This is a genomic window from Paenibacillus pasadenensis DSM 19293, from assembly GCF_000422485.1.
In the GTDB taxonomy this organism is placed as follows: Bacteria; Bacillota; Bacilli; order Paenibacillales; family Paenibacillaceae; genus Paenibacillus_O; species Paenibacillus_O pasadenensis.
Genome location: NZ_AULW01000030.1, coordinates 132,192 through 152,376, shown reverse-complemented (window position 1 = coordinate 152,376; position 20,185 = coordinate 132,192). Strand labels below are relative to the sequence as shown.

The following is a 20,185-nucleotide window of genomic DNA, read 5'->3' as shown; positions in this document are numbered from 1 at the left end:
AGGTCCATGACAAAGGAGGTGTAGCTACCCTATGTTTGATATATGCAGGAGGACGGGTTTTCGCTCCCCTTGCCCTGGACAGTCAACCGGGGTATTGCCAACAAAACGCGGAAAGCGTACGCTAAGAAACCTTGAAATTTATTAGCCTCAATCTATCCAAATGATTCCATCCAAAAGAAGCAAACCCTCCCTACTTTGCAAGGGCTAGGGGGATTACCAAGAATATAAAAGAGAAAAGAATCGGAAATAAGATCAACCTCAAATAGTCGGTGATTCCTTAAGTATAAGAAACGTTGGCTTTTTTATATAGAAAAATCCTTAGAGTATATTTTCGTCAAAATGTTGGATGGACCCCTTGAAAGACTTATTCGGCTTCGGTGCGGGCAGGCAGCTGCAGCTTGACGCGCGTGATGCGGAACGGATCGGTCTCGGCGACCGTCCAGACGGCGCCGGCCTTTTCGATCCGGTCGCCGACGGCCGGAGCTTCTCCGGCATGCAGCCGGATCCAGCCGCCGATCGTATCGACGTCTTCCTGCTCCTCGAAACGCAGGCCGAACTCCTGCTCGAGCTCGTCGAGCAGCACGAGTCCGCTCACTTCGTATTCCGCGTCCCCAAGGGAGCGGATGTCGGCGATCTCGTCGGCGTCGAACTCGTCGCGGATCTCGCCGACGAGCTCCTCGAGGATGTCCTCCATCGTCAGGATGCCGGAGGTGCCGCCGTACTCGTCGATGACGACGGCCATATGGATGCGCTCCTGCTGCATTCGTTTCATCGCCTCCTGCAGAGGCGTCACTTCAAGCACGGACGGGACGTCCCGCAGGAAAGCCTGCAGCTCGAGCGGGCGTCCGGCGACGATATGCGGCAGCATGCGCTTCACGTTCACGACGCCGAGGATGCGGTCGCGGTTGCCTCCCTCGACGACGGGATAGCGGGTATAGTTCGATTCGTCGAGCAGGCGGATGATCGCTTCGGCCTCCATGCTACTGTCGATCGCGACGATCGACGTGCGGGGCACCATGACGTCCTTGGCGGTGCGCTCGTCGAACGAGAACACATTGTCCAGGTAATCGAGCTGCTCGGCGCGGATCTCGCCGCCTTCCGAGCTTTGGGCGAGGACGAGTCGGAGCTCCTCCTCCGTATAAGCCTGCTCATGTCCCGCGGGCCGGATGCCCACGCTGCGCAGCAGCAGGCGGGAGGTGCCGTTCAAGGCCCAGATGAGCGGGTACATCAGCTTGCCGAACCAATAAAGTGGGCCGGCGAGCAGCAGCGTCATTTTTTCGGAAAATTGGATCGCGAGCGTCTTCGGCGCCATTTCGCCGACGACGACGTGCAGGAACGTCACGAGCATGAACGCGATCGCATACGAAGCGGCGGACGCGGCGGATGCCGACAGGTCCAGCCAGTTGAACACCGGCATAAGCAGACTCTCGACGGCGGGCTTGCCGATCGCGCCGAGTCCGAGCGCGGTGACGGTGATGCCGAGCTGGCAGGCGGACAGATAGTAGTCCAGATCGGTTGCCACTTTTTTGGCGATCGGCGCCTTCGGATGGCCTTCCGCGATCAGCTGGTCGAGGCGGGACATCCGGATTTTGACGACGGCGAATTCCGAGCCGACAAAAAAGGCGGTAGCAACGATCAATAGGGCCAGAATCAATAGGTTGACGGCGGTCACAGCATCCACGTTCTTTCCCTCATGGGCGAGGGATTCACCTCCCATTCAAATGAAAAGCAGCGGCATGCGGCTCGGACAGGCCCGCGCCTGTCGGCTGCAGCCAAGACGTTCTACGAACGAGGGCCGCCTTCTGTTCCCATCTTTTCGAAGCGTTCACATTCTGTTCAAACATTCGGCAGGATGCGCCTACTATGTCCATGTTCGGGATGGTTTAACCGCTGGTGAAGCCAGGATGTTCCAAACCGGCCGATCCGGGTTAAAATCATCTGTGACGATTTTATGAACCCGATCGGGCCAAGCCGGCGTATAATCGCTCAGTCTGAAAATTTTGGGAGGTAAAGGAAACGATGAGCAGCTCTGCGGAACAGTCAGGCTTCTGGCAGCTAGTCAAGAAAGGAAATACCTCGTCGGGCACGGCGGCGGTCGGCAATACCGGCCTGGCGATCGTAAAAGGAATCGCGGCCGCGACGACGGGAAGCGGAGCGATGTTCGCCTCGATGATGCACTCGATCGCCGATGCGATCAACCAGGCGTTCGTCTTCGGAGGCAGCGTGCTCGCGGAGAAAAGCCCGACCAAGCGGTTCCCGACCGGCTTCGGACGGGTGATCAATATTTTCTGCATGATCGCCGTGCTCGTCGTGACGATCATGGCGTACGAGACGATCCACGAGGGCTTTCATTTATTGAAGCATCCGTCGGAGTCGAGCGGCTTCTGGCTCAATGTCGGCGTGCTGCTGCTCTCGCTCGCGGTCGATCTGTTTGTGCTGATCAAGGCGATGAAGGAAATTACGCATGAAGCGAGGGTAGAGGCGAAAGGAATGGGCGTCGTGTCGGCGGCGTTCCGCAACGTCGGCCGCGCCGCGCCGCCGACGCGCCTCGTGTTCTACGAGGACCTCGTCGCCACGACGGGCGCGCTGCTCGCGCTCATCGCGGTCGTCGTCACCTCGCTGACGAGCTTCGCCCTGCTCGACGGCATCTCCTCGATCCTGATCGGCTTCCTCATGGTCGGCGTCGCCTTCCGCGTCGGCTACGACAACATGGTCGGCCTGATCGGCGTCGCCGCGCCGAAGGACGTGGAGGAGCGGGTCGCCGCGATCATCGTCGCCGATCCGCAGGTGACGGACATCTTCCAGCTGCGGATCATTCAGGAAGGCCGCTATTATCATGTCGACGGCACGATCGAGCTCGTCTCCGGCCTGTCGCTCGCGGACGCGGACGACATCAAGTACCGGGTGCGCGACAGCCTGCTGGCCGATGCCAACATCGTCGACGTCAATCTCGGCATCGTCGAGGACGACGGCGTGAAGCGCTGGCAGCCGGCGACGGAAAACTGATGCAGTGATGCGGCACGAACCGGCTTCCCCTATCGGGAGGCCGGTTTTTTCGTTCTCGAAAACCGGACTTGATATTTCTAATTGACAATCAACTATTCACAACTATAAGATTTAACTGTCAAATGATAATGGTTATCAATGAAAGAGGGGGACGCAATGGACCGAAGCGATGAAGCAAGCCGTCCGCGTCGCTTCTCCATGCTTCTGGCGCTGACTCTTGTGCTAGGCCTGTGCGCCATCTTGACTGCGGCAAGCGCTGCGGCTGCGGCGACAAGCACGCAAGCAGGAGCCGCGGCCATCGCGGATCGGCTGTACGACAAGCTGCAGCTGCAAGATGAAGCGGGGGCGCAGAGTGCGGCGAAGGAGCTCAAAAAATGGTGGTCCGGCCATAAGGCAGGCGTGAAGTCGGAGTCCCTCGATCTGGCGCTCGAGATCGACCGGCAGATCGCGGCCTTGTCGCTGGCGCTGCTCGGCAACGAAGCGGAGAAGGCGGCCGACGCCGCGTCCTCGCTGCGCTTCTCCCTGCATGCCTACGAAGATGGCGCTTATGCGCAAGGCAGCTCCGGCATGACGCTCTCGCGCTATTCCACGCAGCTGCTGGAGGCGAAGGCGCTGGCGGATCGTCAGCAATGGGCCGAGGCTTCGCGGCTCGTCAAGCGTCTGCAGCAGGAGTGGCTGTCGGTGGAAGGCGATGTCGTCGGCAAGTCCGCAGCCGTCTATCATGACGCCGAGCGGGATCTCGTGCTGGCGGACGCCTATCTGACGAACGAGAAGCAACGACCGCTCGCCTCGGAGGTGCTCGGCCGGATGGCGCAGTCGCTCGCTCCGCTCGCCGATGCCGGCTTCACATGGCTCGACGCGGCGCTCATTCCGTTTCGGGAGGGGATGGAGGCGGTGCTCGTCATCGGAGCGCTCGGCATCGCGGCCGACCGCTCCTCCGCTAGACGCCCCAAGCGATGGATCGCTGCCGGCACTGCGGTCGGACTGCTCGTCAGCATCGGAGCCGCCGCAGCCATCGCCATCTGGCTGACGAGCGCCGTCGCCGGCACGAGCAGCATGCTGCTGAACGGCTGGACCGGCCTGCTGTCAAGCGTCATGCTCCTGTATGTCAGCTACTGGCTCCATCGGCAAGCCGACATCCGGCGGCGCGGCGCGCGGCTGCGGACGCGAGCCGACCGGACAAGCTCGGCGGGCAGCGGGATCGGCTTCGCGGCGCTCGCCTTCCTGGCGGTCGCCAGAGAGGGCGTCGAGACGGCGATCTTCCTCATCGGGCTCGCCGGCAAGCTTTCGCTGCCGATGCTGCTGGCAGGCCTCGCAGCAGGCTTGGCGATGCTCGCGGCGGTCGCCGGAGCGATCAAGCTGGCAGGGACGAGACTGCCGCTGCGGCCTCTATTTTTGGTTTCTAGCGCGGTCGTGTTCTACCTATGCTTCAAATTCCTCGGCTCCGGCATCCACAGCCTCCAGATGGCAGGCATGTTGCCGCTTGCCTCAGACAGCCGGCTTCCGGAGCTGGCTTCGATCAGCCTGTATCCGTCCTGGACCAGCACCTGGCCGCAGCTTGCGCTTGTCATTGCGGCGCTCGTCGCGCTTGCGCTTCGGCCTCTCCGGCGCGCGCGATCGACGGCCAAGCAGATGTTGTCCTAATCGCCAACGAACAATACGACTCAAAGGAGAATTGCTGCATGTCTACTCATTCCCGTACTTGGGCCGCTCTCTGCTTGGGCGGCCTGCTGCTGATGTCCGCCTGCTCCGGCAATGGGGGCAAGAACGAAGCCGGCGGAGCGGTCGAACCGCTCGACTCGATTAAGAGCAGCACCGCCAAGCTGAAGATCGAGACCGAAAAGCTGCAAAAGGCGATCGACGACCGAAATGCGGACGAAACGAAGCGGCTCGGCAAGGAAATCAACGATCAGTGGCTTTCCTACGAAAATGCGGTTCGCCAGACGTTCCCGCTGGAGTACACGGAGGTGGAGAAATATGAAATGCCGGTCTTCTCGGCCTCCGCCTACGACAAGATCGACTTCGGCGAGCTCGGCCAGTCGGCGCGCAGCCTGATGCAGGCGCTGGACCGCCTGGAACGGGCGGAGCCGTCGAAAGCGTCCTCCTCGGAGCTGCTCGATCAGGCGGTTGCCGGCTACGAGACGTTCGTCAAGGAGCAGGCGGATGCTCTAGCCGCAGCGACCGCCATTTTCGCGGAGGCAGTCAAGTCCGGCGACATGGAGCGGGCCAAGGCGGAGTACGTCAAGGCGCGCGTCTATTTCGAGACGATCGAGCCGGTCGCGGAAAGCTTCGGCGATCTCGATCCGCGCATCGACGCCAGGCTGGCCGATGTCGAGGACGAGAGCGAATGGACCGGCTACCACCGGATCGAGAAAGCGCTCTGGGCCGACGGCTCGCTAGACGGCATGAGCGTCTACGCCGATCAGCTCGTCGCCGATACGAAGGAGCTCGCAGAAAAAGTGAAGGCCATCAAGCTGGACGCCAAGACGATGGTCGCCGGCTCCATCGAGCTGATCAACGAAGCCGCCACCTCGAAAATAACCGGCGAGGAGGAGATCTACTCGAAGACCGATCTCGTCGATCTGGCCGCGAACGTGAACGGATCGAAGACGGTCTATCTGGCGATCATCCCTGCGCTCAACGAGCATGATCCGGAGCTGGCCTCGAGGCTCGACGCTCAGTTCCAGGACATGGAAGCTCTGCTCCTCTCGCATCGGGAAGGCGACGGCTACATCGCCTACGACAAGCTGACGACCGAGCAGATCCGTGCGATCAGCGACAAGCTGAGCGGCTTGTCCGACTCCATGACGCAGACGGCGGGCCTGCTCGGATGACCGGCGACCGACAGCCGCTGTCGCGCCGCGACTTCCTCAAGCTGTCGGCCGTCGCGGGTGCGGCGCTGGCGATCGGCGGCGGGGGAGCGGGCGCGGTTTTGGGAGCGATCGGCAGGGGCGCGGCTTCCGGCACCGCCGGAGCGGACGAGCCGCTTCCTTTCTATGGCGAGCATCAGTCCGGCATCGTCACGCCCCAGCAAAGCTTTCTCGTGCTGGCTGCGTTTCGCGTCGTCGCCAGCCGAAGGGAGGAGCTGTCGCGGATGCTGCGGGAGTGGACGAAGTTCGCCTCGCAGCGGACGGCAGGACGATGGCGTCAGGACAGCGGCAACGATCAGCTGCCTCCCGTAGATACCGGGGAAGCTTTCGATCTGGATCTGGCCCGGCTGACGCTGACGTTCGGCTTCGGACCGACTTTGTTCCTTCAAGGCGGAAAGGACCGCTTCGGCCTCGACTCCCGCAGGCCCGCCGAGCTAGAACCGATCCCGTCCATGCCCGGCGATCACCTCGATCCGGCATTCGAGGCCGGCGACATTGTCGTCCAGGCTTGCGCCGACGACCCGCAGGTCGCTTTCCATGCTGTACGCAATCTCATCCGCCTCGCTTCCGGCACGGCCACGCTCGTCTGGATCGAGGAGGGCTTCCTGCGCTCTCCGTCCGGAGGCGGCACGCCGCGCAACCTGTTCGGCTTCAAGGACGGCACGGCGAACCGGCTGCATGACAGCGAGGAAGGGCGGCGCCAGGTCGTGTGGGCCGGAGCGGGGGAGCCGGCATGGATGCAGGGAGGGACGTACTTGGCTTACCGCAAAATCCGCATGCTGCTGGAGGTATGGGATCGCAGCTCGCTGCAGGCGCAGCAGGATACGTTCGGCCGCTTCAAGGCGTCCGGCGCCGCCTATGGAAGCACGGACGAATTCGATCCACCGCAGTCCGACCGGCTGCCTCCCGACTCCCATGTCGCGCTTGCGAAGCAGTCCGGGCAGCTCATCCATCGACGCGCATTCTCCTACGCCGGAGCAGTCGATCCTCGAACCGGGCAGCTTGACGCCGGGCTGCTCTTTCTCAGCTACCAGCAAAGCCCGCGCCGGCAGTTCGTGCCGATGCTGCGCCTCATGCAGTCGCGGGACCGCTTGAACGAGTACACGCAGCATACCGCATCGGCGCTGTTCGCAATTCCAGGCGGCATCCGGGAGGGGCGGTATATCGGACAGGCGCTGCTGGAGGGCTGATGTACGCGTCCGGTGCAGCCGTTTCCGCACGAGCGGAAACGGCTTTTTTGCGCGCATCGGCAAAAAACGCTTGATCAAACCGGGCGGGAAGGTCCAAACTGAAAAAAGCTTCACGATCCTATGCCGACAGGAGAACAACGCATCATGGCTACCTTTTTTCTACTCATCATCTATCTCGCGTTCATCAGCCTCGGCCTGCCGGACTCGCTGCTCGGCGCCGCCTGGCCGGCGATGCACGGTCCGCTCGGGGCGCCGCTCGGAGCGGCGGGCCTGCTGTCCATGACGATTACGGTCGGCACGATCCTCTCGAGCCTGGCGACGGGCCGGCTCATCGGCCGCTTCGGCACAGGCGCTGTCACGCTGGTCAGCGTCGCGATGACGGCGCTCGCGCTGCTCGGCTTCGCCTTTTCGCCCGGCTGGGGCTGGCTGGCGCTGTTCGCAATACCGCTCGGACTCGGGGCAGGCGCGGTCGACGCCGGCCTGAACCACTATGTCGCCGCCAACTACGCCGCGCGCCATATGAGCTGGCTGCACAGCTTCTGGGGCGTCGGCGCCACGCTTGGCCCGGTCATCATGGCGCAGGCGATCCAGGGCGGCGATTGGCGCGACGGATACGCCCATGTCGCGTACCTGCAGCTTGGTCTCGTCGCCGTGCTGCTCGCCTCGCTGCCGCTTTGGAAAAAAGTCGCCCGTTCCCGACAGGGGGAAGGCGCCGACGAAGCCAGCGACTTGACCGTATCGTCCGGAGCGGCCGTGAAGCCGATCCGCCTGCCCGGCGTCAAGCTCGCGCTCGGCTCGTTCCTGTTCTACTGCGGGGTGGAGGCGACGCTCGGCCTATGGGGCAGCAGCTATCTCGTCGGCACGAAAGGCTTCGCCTCGGACGAGGCGGCCAAATGGATTTCCTTCTATTATGGGGGCATTACCGTCGGCCGCTTCCTGACCGGCTTCCTGACGGTGCGGATCAGCAACCGCTCGCTCATCCGCGGCGGCCAGGCGCTCGCCCTCGTCGGCACGCTGCTGCTGCTCGCGCCGCTGCCGCCGGTCTTTTCGCTCGCCGGCTTCATCGTCATCGGCCTCGGCCTCGCGCCGATCTTCCCGTGCATGCTGCACGAGACGCCGGCTCGCTTCGGCTCGGGACCGGCGCAGACGATCATCGGCTACCAGATGGCCGTCGCCTACACGGGCAGCACGCTGCTGCCGCCGCTGTTCGGCCTGATCGCCGGCACGTTCGCAGTCAGCCTGCTGCCGGCCTACCTGCTGCTCTCCGCGGCGGCGATGTGGCTCTGCTCGGAGCGGCTGAACGCTCGGCTCGCGATGAAGGCTGCCGGACGGACCTGATTAAAATCAAACTCTACCTTGCCTCATGGAAAAGTTTCAGGCCACAATGGTCATCCCGGATGTATTCGGTCCCAGAGCCGAAGGGAATACGGTATTGAGGAAAATTCTTCATCGGTAAAAGCCCAGGTCACTCAAAAGCAATAGAATCTCATTGGATATGCGAAAAAGCTCGGCCGCCTCGGCAAGGTCATCAAGTTAAGCTTGACTCGATGACCTTGCCGCCCTGGCCGGGCTTTTTCGTATCGGCGGGACAGAAGGCTGACCGCGATCGCTTGACACAATGCGATATATCGTATTAAACTGAGGTTGTTACGATATATCGTATTGGAGGCGATTTGGATGCGACATGAGCATGGCAGGCATGGCTGGCATCGTGGCCGCTTCGGCGGCAAGGATCACGGCGGGCGGGCCTGGCATCACCGCGGCCATCCGTTCCATCCGCATGGAGGCGGCTTCGGCGGCGGACGGGGCGAGGGCAAGCGGCGCTTCTTCGAGCGGGGCGAGTTCAAGTTTGCGTTGCTGGAGCTGCTGAAGACCGGGCCGAAGCACGGCTACCAGCTGATCAAGGAGATGGAGGAGCGCACCGGCGGGCTGTACAGCCCAAGCGCCGGCTCGATCTATCCGAACCTGCAGCTGCTCGAGGACATGCAGCTGGCAGGCTATACCGATGCGGACGGCAAGAAGCTGTACCACATCACGGAGCAGGGCGAGGCCGCGCTTCGCGAGAGAAGCGGCGGCGAGGAATCGCGCGAGGGCGAAGGCTGGAGCTACCGTGGACGCGGCGGCCGGGAATTCGAGCATCGGGAGCGGCATGAACCGAGGCGCGGCAAGCTGGCGCTGAGGGAGCTCATGGGCGAGCATCCGGCGGTCATCCAGAAGCTGGCGGCGTTGAACCAAAGCGCCCGCCTGCAGCCGGAATCGGCCTCGACCGCCGAATTCCGGGCGCTCATGGAGCGGCTCGAGCGGGAGCTGGACGGCTTGCTGGAGCCGGCATCGAAGCCGGCGCCGAAGGCCGGCGACGGCTCGGACGCCGATCCTGCCTGAAGGCCGGCTGCCTGCGGGCCAGCCAAGCTCAAGAAGACCAGATCCGGCGAAGCCCTCGGCTCCGCCGGATTTTTTATGCGGATGCAAGCCGGCGCTTGCGCTCGGTTCGATTCGGACGGCTTCCCTCGATGCCGCTGCGATGGTAGGATAAGGGGTGATGCCTCAGCTACCATTCCCGATTGAAAGGCGGTCATGCATGAACAGTCCGAGCCAGGAGCATATCCTCATCTCAGGCGCGCGCGAAAACAACCTCAAGAACGTCACGCTCAGCATTCCCAAACGAAAGATCACCATTTTCACCGGGGTATCCGGCTCCGGCAAGTCCTCGATCGTTTTCGATACGATCGCCTCCGAGTCCCAGCGCTTGCTGAACGAGAACTTCAGCATGTTCGTGCGCAACTTCCTTCCGAAGTACCCTCAACCCGACGCCGATGATATTCAAAATCTAAGCATGGCGGTCATCGTCGACCAGAAGCGGCTCGGCGGCGGCTCCCACTCCACGCTGGGCACGATCACCGACATCTCGCCGATCGTCCGGCTGCTGTTCTCGCGGATCGGACAGCCTCATGTCGGACCGGTCAACCGGTTCTCGTTCAACGATCCGCAAGGCATGTGTCCCGAATGCAGCGGTCTCGGCCGCAAGCTCGGCGTCGATATGGACAAGGCGGTCGACATGTCGAAATCGCTGAAGGAAGGCGCCATCCAACTGCCCGACTACGCCGTCGACAGCTGGGAGTGGTCGATGCTGCTGCAATACGGCTCGTTCGACCCCGACAAAAAGCTGGACGACTACGAGCCGGAGGAGCTGGACCAGCTGCTGTACGGCAAGGCCAAGAAGGTCGAGGTGCAGTTCGGCGGCAAGACGATGAATTTGACCGTGGAAGGCTTCATCGAGAAATTCACCAACAAGTACATCAAGCGCGACATCAAGACAATGTCCGAGCGCACGCAGCGCGCGGTGACTCCGTATATCGCGGAAGGTCCCTGCTCCGGCTGCCGCGGCGCCAGGCTGAATGCGGCTGCGCTCGCCTGCCGGATCAACGGGCTGAACATCGCCGAGATGTCCGCGATGGAAGCGAGCCGGCTCATCCGCGTCGTGCGGGAGATCGACGACCCTGCCGCCGCGCCCGTCGTGCGAGCGCTGGCGGAGCGCCTGCAGCATCTGACGGACATCGGACTCGGCTACTTGACGCTCGACCGCGAGACGGACACGCTGTCCGGCGGCGAGTCGCAGCGCGTCAAGATGGTGAAGCATCTGAGCGGCAGCCTGGTGGATGTGACGTATATATTCGACGAGCCGAGCGTCGGCCTGCATCCGCGCGACGTGCATCGGCTGAACGAGCTGCTGCGCAAGCTGCGCGACAAAGGCAATACCGTCCTCGTCGTCGAGCATGATCCCGACGTGATCCGGATCGCCGACCATATCGTCGATGTCGGCCCTCACGCGGGCAGCCGAGGCGGCAGCATCGTCTACGAGGGCAGCTATGACGGCCTCCTGGAATCGGGCACGCTCACCGGCCGGTTCATGAAGCGGCCGCTCCGGCTGAAGCAGGACGTCCGCAAGCCGTCGGGCGCGCTGCCTGTGCGCCAGGCGTCGCTTCATAATTTGAAAAACGTGAGCGTCGACATTCCCGCCGGCGTGCTGACGGTCGTCACAGGCGTCGCCGGCTCCGGCAAGAGCACGCTCATCCATGACGTCTTTCTCCGGCAGCATGAGGATGCGATCATCATCGACCAGTCGGCGGTCGGCGTGTCCACCCGCTCGAATCCGGCGACGTATACGGGCATCATGGACGATGTCCGCAAGGCGTTCGCTTCCGCGAACAAGGTCAGCCCGGGCTTGTTCAGCTTCAACTCCAAAGGCGCCTGCGAGAACTGTCAGGGCCTCGGCGTCGTGTATGCGGATCTCGCCTACCTCGACAGCGTGAAGCTGCCTTGCGAGGCATGCGGCGGCAAGCGGTTCAAGGAAGAGGTGCTCGGCTACAAGCTCGACGGCAAGTCGATCGCCGACGTGCTGGAGATGACCGTGGAGCAGGCGCTGGCGTTTTTCCAGCTGAAGGAGGTCGTGCGGAAGCTGCGGGCCATGAGCGACGTCGGGCTCGGCTACATCACGCTCGGTCAGCCGCTCAGCACGCTCTCCGGCGGCGAATGCCAGCGGATCAAGCTGGCGAGCGAGCTGCATAAGAAAGGCAGCATCTATGTGATGGACGAGCCGACGACGGGACTGCACATGTCCGATATCGGGCATCTGCTGGACATCATGAATCGGCTTGTCGATGCCGGCAATACGGTCATCGTCATCGAGCACAACCTCGAAGTGATCAGCCAGGCGGACTGGATCGTCGACATGGGGCCGGACGGAGGCAGCATGGGCGGGGAGGTCGTATTCGAAGGACCGCCTGCCGCGATGGTTCGGGAGGAACGGTCGATCACCGGGAAGTATTTGCAAGGATGAAGGAGCGGAGGGAGGAGAACGGATTGGAAGCATTCGAGGCCTATATCGCGGGGATCGACCGGCCGGACCATCGGGAGCAGATGGAGGAGGCGCTGGCCTGGGTGGCGGCAACGTTCCCGCAGCTGCAGCCGAAGATCGCCTGGAACCAGCCGATGTTCACCGATCACGAGACGTTCATCATCGGGTTCAGCGCATCCAAGCAGCATCTGGCTGTCGCTCCCGAGGAGGCGGCCATGAATCGCTTCCTGGAGGAGATCGTCGAGTCCAAGCATGATCATACGAAGGGCTTGATCCGCTTCAAGTGGGGCCGCCCGGTCGATTATCCGCTGCTGGAACGGATCATCGCCTTCAACATCGAGGACAAGGCCGACTGCACGACGTTCTGGCGCAAATAAAGCGCAGGCGGCCCTTCTGCCGCTCCATGAAAATCCCTTGAAAAAGGGATTTTTTTAATTGACAGGACTCCAAACGGTGCCCCACACTCAAACCGACACCTAAAGGTGTCTAATTGAGGAAGCGGATTTGGAATGAGCCTGTCGTTATCCATGCATTTCTCCTTTAAGACCACGATAGAAAAGCTGTGTTCCGCTGTCACCGATTCGAGCAAGCTCGCCCGCTGGATTTCGGAAAACGACTTTCATCCAAGCCCTGCGGCAGAGGAAGTCGGCCCATGAGCTATTTCAAGGATTTCCTTTCCGTCTTCCGCAAGAGCGATTCGTCGAACGGATTTTTCTGGAAAAAGACTAAACTTTTTGGGGTAAAAGCTAAACTTAATCGGGTGCCGGGCGAAAGAAGGCTCTGCTAAAATCATTTATGCAACCGCTTACAATAGATCGAACGGAAAGGGCGTGATCGAATTTTCGCTGTGGACGGACAGCGAACCGGACGGAGGCACCCCAATTTCAAAGGAGGAAGATCGAATGAAACGCGGAAAGACCAAGGTATTCCTGACGCTGCTGCTCTCCCTGGCGCTCGCGCTGCCCGCAAGCATCGCCCATGCGGCGACGACCATCACGTCCAACCAGACCGGAACGCAGGACGGCTACGACTACGAGCTGTGGAAGGACTCCGGCACGACGAGCATGACGCTGAACAGCGGCGGCACGTTCAGCGCCCAGTGGAGCGGCATCAACAACGCCTTGTTCCGCAAAGGCAAAAAGTTCGACTCGACCAAGACGCACGGCCAGCTCGGCAACATTTCCATCAACTACAACGCGACGTTCAATCCCGGCGGCAACTCCTATCTGTGCGTCTACGGCTGGACGAAGGATCCGCTCGTCGAGTACTACATTGTCGACAACTGGGGGACGTACCGCCCGACGGGCACGTTCAAGGGAACGATCTCGGTCGACGGCGGGACCTACGACATCTATGAGACGACGCGCGTGAACCAGCCGTCGATCATCGGCACGGCGACGTTCAAGCAGTACTGGAGCGTACGCCAGTCGAAGCGCTCAGGAGGCACGATCTCGGTCAGCGAGCATTTCAAGAAATGGGAAAGCCTCGGCATGACGATGGGCAAGATGTACGAAGTCGCGCTGACCGTCGAAGGCTACCAGAGCAGCGGCAGCGCCAACGTGACAAGCCATACGCTGACGATCGGCGGCAGCGGCGGAGGCGGGGGCGGAGGCACGCCGGGAACCGCCACGAAGGTGGAGGCCGAGGCGATGACCAAGGGCGGCCAGTACGCGTCGAACATCAGCTCGCCGTTCAACGGCGTCGCGCTGTATGCCAACAACGATCTGGTGAAGTATACGCAGAACTTTACGACCGGCACGCACAGCTTCTCGCTGAGAGGCGCTTCGAGCAACTCGACGATGGCGCGGGTCGACCTGAAGATCGGCGGCGTCACGAAGGGCACGTTCTACTTCGGCGACAGCAATCCCGCGGTCTACACGATCTCGAACGTCAGCCACGGCACGGGCAATCAGGAGATCCAGCTCGTGTGCACGTCGGACAACGGAACCTGGGACGTCTACCTGGATTATCTAGAGATCCAGTAGGAAGGGAGCTCGCGGCCAGCGGCGGTTGAAGCGGAGCTGAATGCACAGCCCGCTGCCGAGCCCGGCCGCCGTGGCGATTGGATGCGAAAAATAAAGGAGCCCAAGCCGGTTACGGCTTGGGCTCTTTTATGCGGCGGATGCTTTTTTGAAGAGTCAGCTCGCGCTAGGATGCCAAAGGTGTTCATGATCGTCGACATCGCCGATTAGTGATAACGCAATCCCCCCGTTATTTCATCTAATTTATCCCAGTCGTTTACAAGAAATCCGTTCCGCTTTTTGATCAGGACCCCGGAGTCGGACAGCTTTTGAATGGTACGGTTTAAATGCCGAGTCGTAGTGCCTATAACAGAAGAGATTTCCGCAATATTCTCCGTTTGAATTTCTTTGCCAAATTCGTTTGGATCTCGCGTGGTCAATAGATAAATGGCCAAACGTTCTTCAACGGAAGAGAGCAGGTTTATTCTGGAGGCGGATGTGCAAGTCTGGAGTTTATAAGTCAGGTGCTTCAACAATTCGTTTAAAAATCGATAATCCTGCAACAGCTTATTCTCCACGGTAGCCTTATCAATAAATAGGAAACGAGAGTCCTCTACCGCTAAGACCTGAGACTGGATATCTACTTTTTGGATAAGCTCAATGTCGCCGAAGACGGAAACAGGATGACAAAAGCGAAGCAAGAGCGATTTTCCGTTCTCGACGCTTGTCGTCACCTTAGCCTGACCCTCCAGCAGCAGGTAAAGGCCCTCCAGTTCATCTCCTTCATGCAGGACAACTTCATTTTGCCTATAGGAGCGAAGCTGAAGAGGGATTGAATTCAGTTCTGAAAACATGGTGTCTAACTCGAAGCGAGCGATAAACTCAAGTATTTCGTTAAGCTCATAGGAGACTTTCATTCGTATCCTCCAATTCGGACATCGGTCCTTTTCATTTTAAACCATTTTGTTACGATTAGAAAAACCGAGGGAGGATATTTTAGATGAAATTCGTATTTGACTTGGATGGAACAATTTGCTTTAAAGGAAATCCGTTAAGCGACCCGATCATCAAGGCCTTGGATCGGATAGCGATGGAAGGTCATGAGGTCATTTTTGCTTCCGCCAGACCTATCCGCGATCTGCTGCCTATACTGCCCGTTCACTTGCATCATGCTCCGATGATAGGAGGGAATGGCGGCTTCGTATATAAAGGCGGCAAGCCTGTCTCTTCAATTCAATTAGAGGCGTCCATAGGCAAACGAATCATCGATTTACTTATGGAGTATGAAGCAGCCTATTTAATGGACAGCTTATGGGATTATTCCTATACCGGAGATCCCGAACATCCCATACGCAAAAATTTGGATCCGGAAATTCGTGCAAAAAACGTCCGATTCGATGAATTAAAAGAGATCGTCAAAGTTGTTGTCTTAAGCAGTAAAGATTCAGTCAAACTGATAAATGAACTAGAGAAGCTGCCGATCAGAATGTATACCCACGGAACGGAAGATATCATCGACATAAGTCCTGACGGCATTGACAAGTGGGTTGGACTTCAAGCGCTAGGGCTTAAACCAGGCGAATACATCGCATTTGGGAACGACATCAATGATATTCCCATGTTCCAATACGCTCATCATTCGATTTGTGTAGGAGATCACGCGGCGCTAAGGGAAATGGCAAGCGAGAGCATAAGGGGAGAAGAAACGGCGGTCGTTAGAAAAATAGATGAGATCGCTGTTGATTTACGGAGTGGAAATAATCGTTTCAAGCGTTGAACAGCAAAGAGGCACCTATGGAGTGCCTCTTTGCTTAATGTGATCGGAATTTCAGCTTGCTTGTTCCAGCATTTCTCGATTATGGCTTCACGTCCGCAATAGAGATGGGACTCTTTATGGTGCATTGGATTTTTGCGGTGGTAATGACTCCTTTAGGAGGTATAGCTGCGTCCTAATCCAAGATCTGTAAGCAGTTGTCGGTAGGCAATCGACGTCCGATCGGCGGGGATATGAGCTTCTGCCAATAGATCTAGAGGAAGATCCTCCGGAGTCTGCAGCTCGACCATATCGGCATCCTCTTGGAATACCTGCAAGTTAAACTTGATGGTATCCTCCGCCGGCACGCTCTTATCGAAGTTTCTCGAGATCGGGCTGAAGAGTCTCGTGTATCTTGCCGAGACGGGGGAGGCGCAGTTCAAAATCATCAGCTTGCCGTCGAAGGGGAAGTGAACCGTCAGCGAAGCGGCAAACGGAGCGAACACTCGGAACGCGCGCAGCCACATGAATCCCTCGGGAGCTGGATTCTCTTGACCCTTGCCATAATTGCTGACGGTGCTCCAATAATCCGCAAGGAGAGTATGGCCGTCTCTCGTCACTTTGTATTGCGGCACCTCCGTATTATTTCGATCCCCGAACGTCTCCGTATGAACAAAGGCGAAGTGGGAGACGTCCAGGAAGCCTTCCATTTGACGTCCCGCGGAGCCGGCAATATCGAAGCTAGGAGGCAGTACATTAATGTAGTCAGGATCCTCCCAGCCGGGGAAGTCGGGAATATTCACTTCCGTCCCGGCAATAGACGTCCAGATCAGGCCGTATTTTTCGATGGAAGGATACGTAATAAGCTTGAGCTTGGGCGATATTTTCCCATCGGGATGGGCGGGGACGGAGGTGCACACGCCTTCGCAGTTGTAACGGAAGCCATGGTAAGGGCATACGATCTCCTCATTTTCAACCCATCCTTTGCTAAGCGGGGCACCGCGATGAAAGCACATGTCGCGTGCGACGACCACTTGACCATGGCTGCGATAGCACACCAGTTTGACGTCAAGCAGCTTGACCGCGACGGGCTTATCTTTGATTTCTTCCGCGATCGCGACGGGATACCAATACTTGGCCAGCACCTGCCAATCGGTGGGGGAGAACGTGCAATCGCGAGGAAGTTGGACTTGCGTGTCGTCTACGCCGTTGGAAAGGGTCATTTAGAACACTCCTTACTGGAATTGGAATTAACGCAATAAAGCCCCAAGCTTAAGAGGCGCGAGATAAGGATTCCGTCGCGTCCCGATAATGAACGGAGACAGAATCTATCTGGCGGCCTCTTGTAGCCTGGGGCAATTACGGTTGCCTGGTCGAGACGCTCACTCCGATTAATGAGCTTATACAAGAATTTGTGTGATGTATTATGACATGGTTTATTTGATTCCGATTATAAACCGTCGACTTTAAATCGTCAATGTCATTTATGATAACGTTGGGAGTCATAATTCAACTTACATACATATGTACAAAATACTATACAATTAACGGAGACTGCCGGCGAACGATTGGCAGTTTTTTGTGTTAATGATCAGAATAGCTATACTTAATTTTTCTGCCAAAATTAGGGACTGTATTTGATATAATCATATAGAACAACAAGGAGGTTTTCTAATGGTTGATGTTTTTTCCGTAGCTGACATTATTGTAAAACATATTAAGACCCATTTACCTCAAGATATTGCTATTGTCGGATACTAAGGATCATATTTACAGGGTCGAGCGACTGAACGATCGGATTTGGATTTCTTTTTCATTCCGGCCACGGCCAAAGGAAGAGAAGTGGAGTGTCAGTTTATTATCGACGGTATAAGTTTTGATTTCTGGCCAATCGCATGGGATCGTGCTGAAAGAATGGCAAGATCTGAGGAGTGGAGCACGACGATTATTGCAGACTGTGAGCTGTTATATGTTCGATCAGAAGATGATCTTGCGAGGTTCATGGGGCTCCGTGAGATAATATCCAACATGGGCAGTGAGTCCAAAGCAGCTGACTTAATCAGCAAAGCCGAATCCGTATTAAAGGATTGCCTCATCAACTTGGCTAAAATGCGGCTTACCCAAGCCTCCAAGGACTTGGTCTATTGTCGAACTCAGGCTCAAGAGATCGCGGCAAACATTTTTAAGTCGCTTGGCTTCTTGAACCAAAGTTAGAGAATCACCTCAAAGCAGAAGGTGTATCATTAAACCAGTTTGACTCTGTTGCTGAATTCGAGACTTATTACGAAAGTAAAGTCTAGACAAGAAGTCTTGATGCACAGAGCCTTGAGTCTTCATACTGACATCTGTACAAAATACGAGTTTTGTGAAGATGTATAGAAAGAAAAACGGCTCTCATCGATTGAGCCGCCGTTTTTGAACCGTATCATCCATCCCGTATCAGGACGTCTTTTCATCTAACGTTATGAGCATCGTCACGATTCAACGCTCTCGAGCTTAGAACTTTCGTTTATGATACGGAAGCCCTTCGCCTTCTTCGCAGTACTGCTTGAGGCTGTACAAAAAGATGGCCCAGTTATAGTTGCAGGAGCGATAAAATGCGGTGACTTCCTTCCAGTCCATCTGACGAAGGACAATGGAAGTCCGCCCGTTTTTTTCCGACAGCTCAAAAGATATCGTCGTCCCGATCCATTCTGGATCCGAATCCACGCAATGCCACAAAATCTTCTTATCGGCGACAAGCTCGTCGATCCTCATCTTCGTCAGGCCTTCGCCGCCGAATCGGAACTCATGGATGAGGCCGACCTGATCGTGGACGACGAGTTCATTCGTCCATATTTCGGAAAGTCCTTTTGCAGTCGTCAAAGCTTCATAAACCGTCGATGCTGGAACATTCACCGTCTGCAAGTGCTCGATATTGGCCATAGCGCTCCATCCCCTTCGTAATCAAGATTTCAGGTGCCTACGAATAGTCTACTATGTTGCGGCTGGATGGATTTCTTCTCGATTGCTCTTTTAAGCGACAATCCGATTATAAGCGCGCACCGCAAAGAAATAAGCGACGAGCATGATCCCCAGGCACCATGCCAAAGCGACCCAAATCTCCGTGCCGACCGGCTGATTCGACAGCAGCGATCGGATCGTTTCCACGATCGAGGTCACCGGCTGGTTTTCGGCAAAGACCCGCACGATAAGCGGCATCGAATCCGTCGGCACAAAGGCGGAGCTGATGAACGGGAGGAAAATCAAGGGGTACGAAAACGCGCTTGCTCCTTCCATCGTTTTGCCCGTCAGTCCGGCGATCGCCGCGATCCACGTCAAGGCCAAGGTGAACAAGACGAGGATGCCGGCTACGGCGAGCCAAGACAGGACTCCTGCTGACGAGCGGAAGCCCATCAGAAGCGCGACGAGAATGATGACGACGATCGAGATGACGTTGGAGACGACCGACGTCAGGACATGACCCCATAGGACGGTGGAACGGGCGATCGGCATCGAGTGAAACCGCTCCATGATGCCCCTCTGCTTGTCGATGAACAAGCGGTAAGCGACGTAAGCGACTCCGCTGGCGATGGCCATGAGCAGAATGCCCGGCAGCAGGTAGTTCACATAATTGCCCGTGCCCGTTTCGATCGCGCCGCCGAATACATAGACAAACAACAGCATCATCGCGATCGGCGTAATGCAAACCGTCAACATGGTATCCATGCTGCGGAAAATATGGCGCATGGACCGCCCCAGCATGACGCTCATGTCGCGGAAGAAATACGTTTTGGCCTCTCCCATGTTACACGACCTCCTTCTTGCCGATGATGGCAAGGAATATTTCCTCTAAAGTCGGCTGCTTCTCTACATACTCCACCTTGGCTTGCGGGAAAAGGCTTTTCAGCTCCGCCAGCGTGCCGTTGGCGATGATGCGGCCCTCATGCAAAATGGCGATCCGGTCGGCAAGCTGCTCGGCTTCCTCCAAATACTGCGTCGTCAGGAATACCGTCGCGCCGCTGCCGGCGAGCTCCTTGACGATCTTCCATACCTCGATGCGCGCTTCCGGATCAAGCCCGGTCGTCGGCTCGTCGAGAAAAATGACCTGCGGCTGCCCGACCAGGCTCAAGGCGATGTCGAGCCTGCGGCGCATGCCGCCCGAATACGTCGATGGCTTGCGGTCGGCCGCGTCCGTCAAGCCGAAGCGCTTCAGCAAGCCGTCCGCGACTTGACGCGGTTGATCCAGATGCCGCAGCTTCGCCATCAGGATCAGATTTTCCCGCCCGGTCAAAATCTCATCCACAGCGGCAAACTGGCCGGTCAGGCTGATCGCATGCCGGACCTTCCCGGGCTGCGTCGCGACATCAAATCCGCCGACCTCAGCGGCTCCTCCGTCCGGCTTGAGCAGCGTGGCGAGAATTCGGACAATCGTCGTCTTGCCCGCGCCGTTGGAGCCGAGCAAAGCGAAAATCTCGCCTGGCCGCACTTCGAAATGGACGCCCTTGAGCACTTCCGTGTTCTTGAACGACTTTTGCAGTCCGGTTACCTTTATGGCGTTCTTCATTTCC

General features: G+C 58.2%; 17 protein-coding genes, 1 pseudogene and 1 riboswitch. Of the genes and pseudogenes, 12 read left to right on the top strand and 6 right to left on the bottom strand.

Translation table 11 applies throughout. From position 1 onward, the window contains the following. Positions 1–364: 364 nt before the first annotated feature. Positions 365–1,681 (bottom strand): hemolysin family protein, encoded by a 1,317-nt coding sequence (locus H582_RS0105615; RefSeq protein WP_028597751.1) that lies wholly within the window; start codon positions 1,679–1,681, stop codon positions 365–367. Between the two features lie 338 nt (positions 1,682–2,019). Here H582_RS0105615 and H582_RS0105610 point away from each other — a divergent pair, with 338 nt between their 5' ends. The 11 genes and pseudogenes from H582_RS0105610 to H582_RS0105560 all read left to right on the top strand — a co-directional run bounded on the left by H582_RS0105610 (position 2,020) and on the right by H582_RS0105560 (position 13,906). Then, positions 2,020–3,006, top strand: coding sequence for a cation diffusion facilitator family transporter (locus H582_RS0105610; protein WP_028597750.1), 987 nt, complete (start codon positions 2,020–2,022; stop codon positions 3,004–3,006). A 156-nt stretch (positions 3,007–3,162) separates the two neighbouring features. After that, the gene (locus H582_RS26135) at positions 3,163–4,650 is read left to right on the top strand and encodes an FTR1 family iron permease (protein ID WP_052332995.1); all 1,488 of its coding nucleotides are present in this window, start codon (positions 3,163–3,165) and stop codon (positions 4,648–4,650) included. Between the two features lie 38 nt (positions 4,651–4,688). Then, on the top strand, positions 4,689–5,840 hold the full coding sequence (gene efeO / locus H582_RS0105600; protein WP_052332994.1) for an iron uptake system protein EfeO: 1,152 nt from the start codon (positions 4,689–4,691) through the stop codon (positions 5,838–5,840). Next, positions 5,837–7,066, top strand: coding sequence for an iron uptake transporter deferrochelatase/peroxidase subunit (gene efeB / locus H582_RS0105595; RefSeq protein ID WP_028597748.1), 1,230 nt, complete (start codon positions 5,837–5,839; stop codon positions 7,064–7,066). The genes efeO and efeB overlap by 4 nt, the downstream gene beginning before the upstream one ends. A gap of 144 nt (positions 7,067–7,210) precedes the next feature. Then, positions 7,211–8,404, top strand: coding sequence for an MFS transporter (locus H582_RS0105590; RefSeq protein ID WP_028597747.1), 1,194 nt, complete (start codon positions 7,211–7,213; stop codon positions 8,402–8,404). A gap of 339 nt (positions 8,405–8,743) precedes the next feature. Then, positions 8,744–9,448, top strand: coding sequence for a PadR family transcriptional regulator (locus H582_RS26130; protein ID WP_052332993.1), 705 nt, complete (start codon positions 8,744–8,746; stop codon positions 9,446–9,448). A 196-nt stretch (positions 9,449–9,644) separates the two neighbouring features. Next, positions 9,645–11,903 carry an ATP-binding cassette domain-containing protein gene (locus tag H582_RS0105580; RefSeq protein ID WP_028597746.1) on the top strand — a complete coding sequence of 753 codons (2,259 nt, stop codon included), beginning with the start codon at positions 9,645–9,647 and terminating at the stop codon, positions 11,901–11,903. Between the two features lie 23 nt (positions 11,904–11,926). After that, on the top strand, positions 11,927–12,298 hold the full coding sequence (locus H582_RS0105575; protein ID WP_028597745.1) for an iron chaperone: 372 nt from the start codon (positions 11,927–11,929) through the stop codon (positions 12,296–12,298). Positions 12,299–12,430: 132 nt separating this feature from the next. Then, positions 12,431–12,547, top strand: a pseudogene (locus tag H582_RS30730) (SRPBCC family protein); the annotation flags it as partial. Positions 12,548–12,573: 26 nt separating this feature from the next. Then, positions 12,574–12,708, top strand: a complete 135-nt coding sequence (locus H582_RS33085) for a hypothetical protein (RefSeq protein WP_255309706.1) — start codon at positions 12,574–12,576, stop codon at positions 12,706–12,708. A 115-nt stretch (positions 12,709–12,823) separates the two neighbouring features. Further along, positions 12,824–13,906 carry a glycoside hydrolase family 11 protein gene (locus H582_RS0105560; protein ID WP_028597744.1) on the top strand — a complete coding sequence of 361 codons (1,083 nt, stop codon included), beginning with the start codon at positions 12,824–12,826 and terminating at the stop codon, positions 13,904–13,906. A gap of 203 nt (positions 13,907–14,109) precedes the next feature. Here H582_RS0105560 and H582_RS0105555 read toward each other — a convergent pair whose 3' ends face one another. Next, positions 14,110–14,799: a Crp/Fnr family transcriptional regulator gene (locus tag H582_RS0105555; protein ID WP_028597743.1), complete on the bottom strand. Its 690-nt coding sequence runs from the start codon at positions 14,797–14,799 to the stop codon at positions 14,110–14,112. 83 nt (positions 14,800–14,882) lie between these two features. Here H582_RS0105555 and H582_RS0105550 point away from each other — a divergent pair, with 83 nt between their 5' ends. Next, positions 14,883–15,659, top strand: coding sequence for an HAD-IIB family hydrolase (locus H582_RS0105550; RefSeq protein WP_028597742.1), 777 nt, complete (start codon positions 14,883–14,885; stop codon positions 15,657–15,659). Between the two features lie 152 nt (positions 15,660–15,811). Here the strand turns inward: H582_RS0105550 and H582_RS0105545 are convergent, their stop codons facing one another. The 4 genes from H582_RS0105545 to H582_RS0105525 all read right to left on the bottom strand — a co-directional run bounded on the left by H582_RS0105545 (position 15,812) and on the right by H582_RS0105525 (position 20,181). Continuing rightward, a complete protein-coding gene (locus tag H582_RS0105545; RefSeq protein ID WP_028597741.1) occupies positions 15,812–16,858 on the bottom strand; it encodes an aromatic ring-hydroxylating oxygenase subunit alpha in 1,047 nt (348 codons plus the stop codon). A gap of 103 nt (positions 16,859–16,961) precedes the next feature. Continuing rightward, positions 16,962–17,063: riboswitch (purine riboswitch) on the bottom strand. Positions 17,064–18,131: 1,068 nt separating this feature from the next. Continuing rightward, a complete protein-coding gene (locus H582_RS0105535) occupies positions 18,132–18,560 on the bottom strand; it encodes an SRPBCC family protein (RefSeq protein WP_028597739.1) in 429 nt (142 codons plus the stop codon). A gap of 90 nt (positions 18,561–18,650) precedes the next feature. Next, positions 18,651–19,421: an ABC transporter permease gene (locus tag H582_RS0105530; RefSeq protein WP_028597738.1), complete on the bottom strand. Its 771-nt coding sequence runs from the start codon at positions 19,419–19,421 to the stop codon at positions 18,651–18,653. A gap of 1 nt (position 19,422) precedes the next feature. Beyond that, positions 19,423–20,181 (bottom strand): ABC transporter ATP-binding protein, encoded by a 759-nt coding sequence (locus H582_RS0105525; RefSeq protein ID WP_028597737.1) that lies wholly within the window; start codon positions 20,179–20,181, stop codon positions 19,423–19,425. Positions 20,182–20,185: the final 4 nt, after the last annotated feature.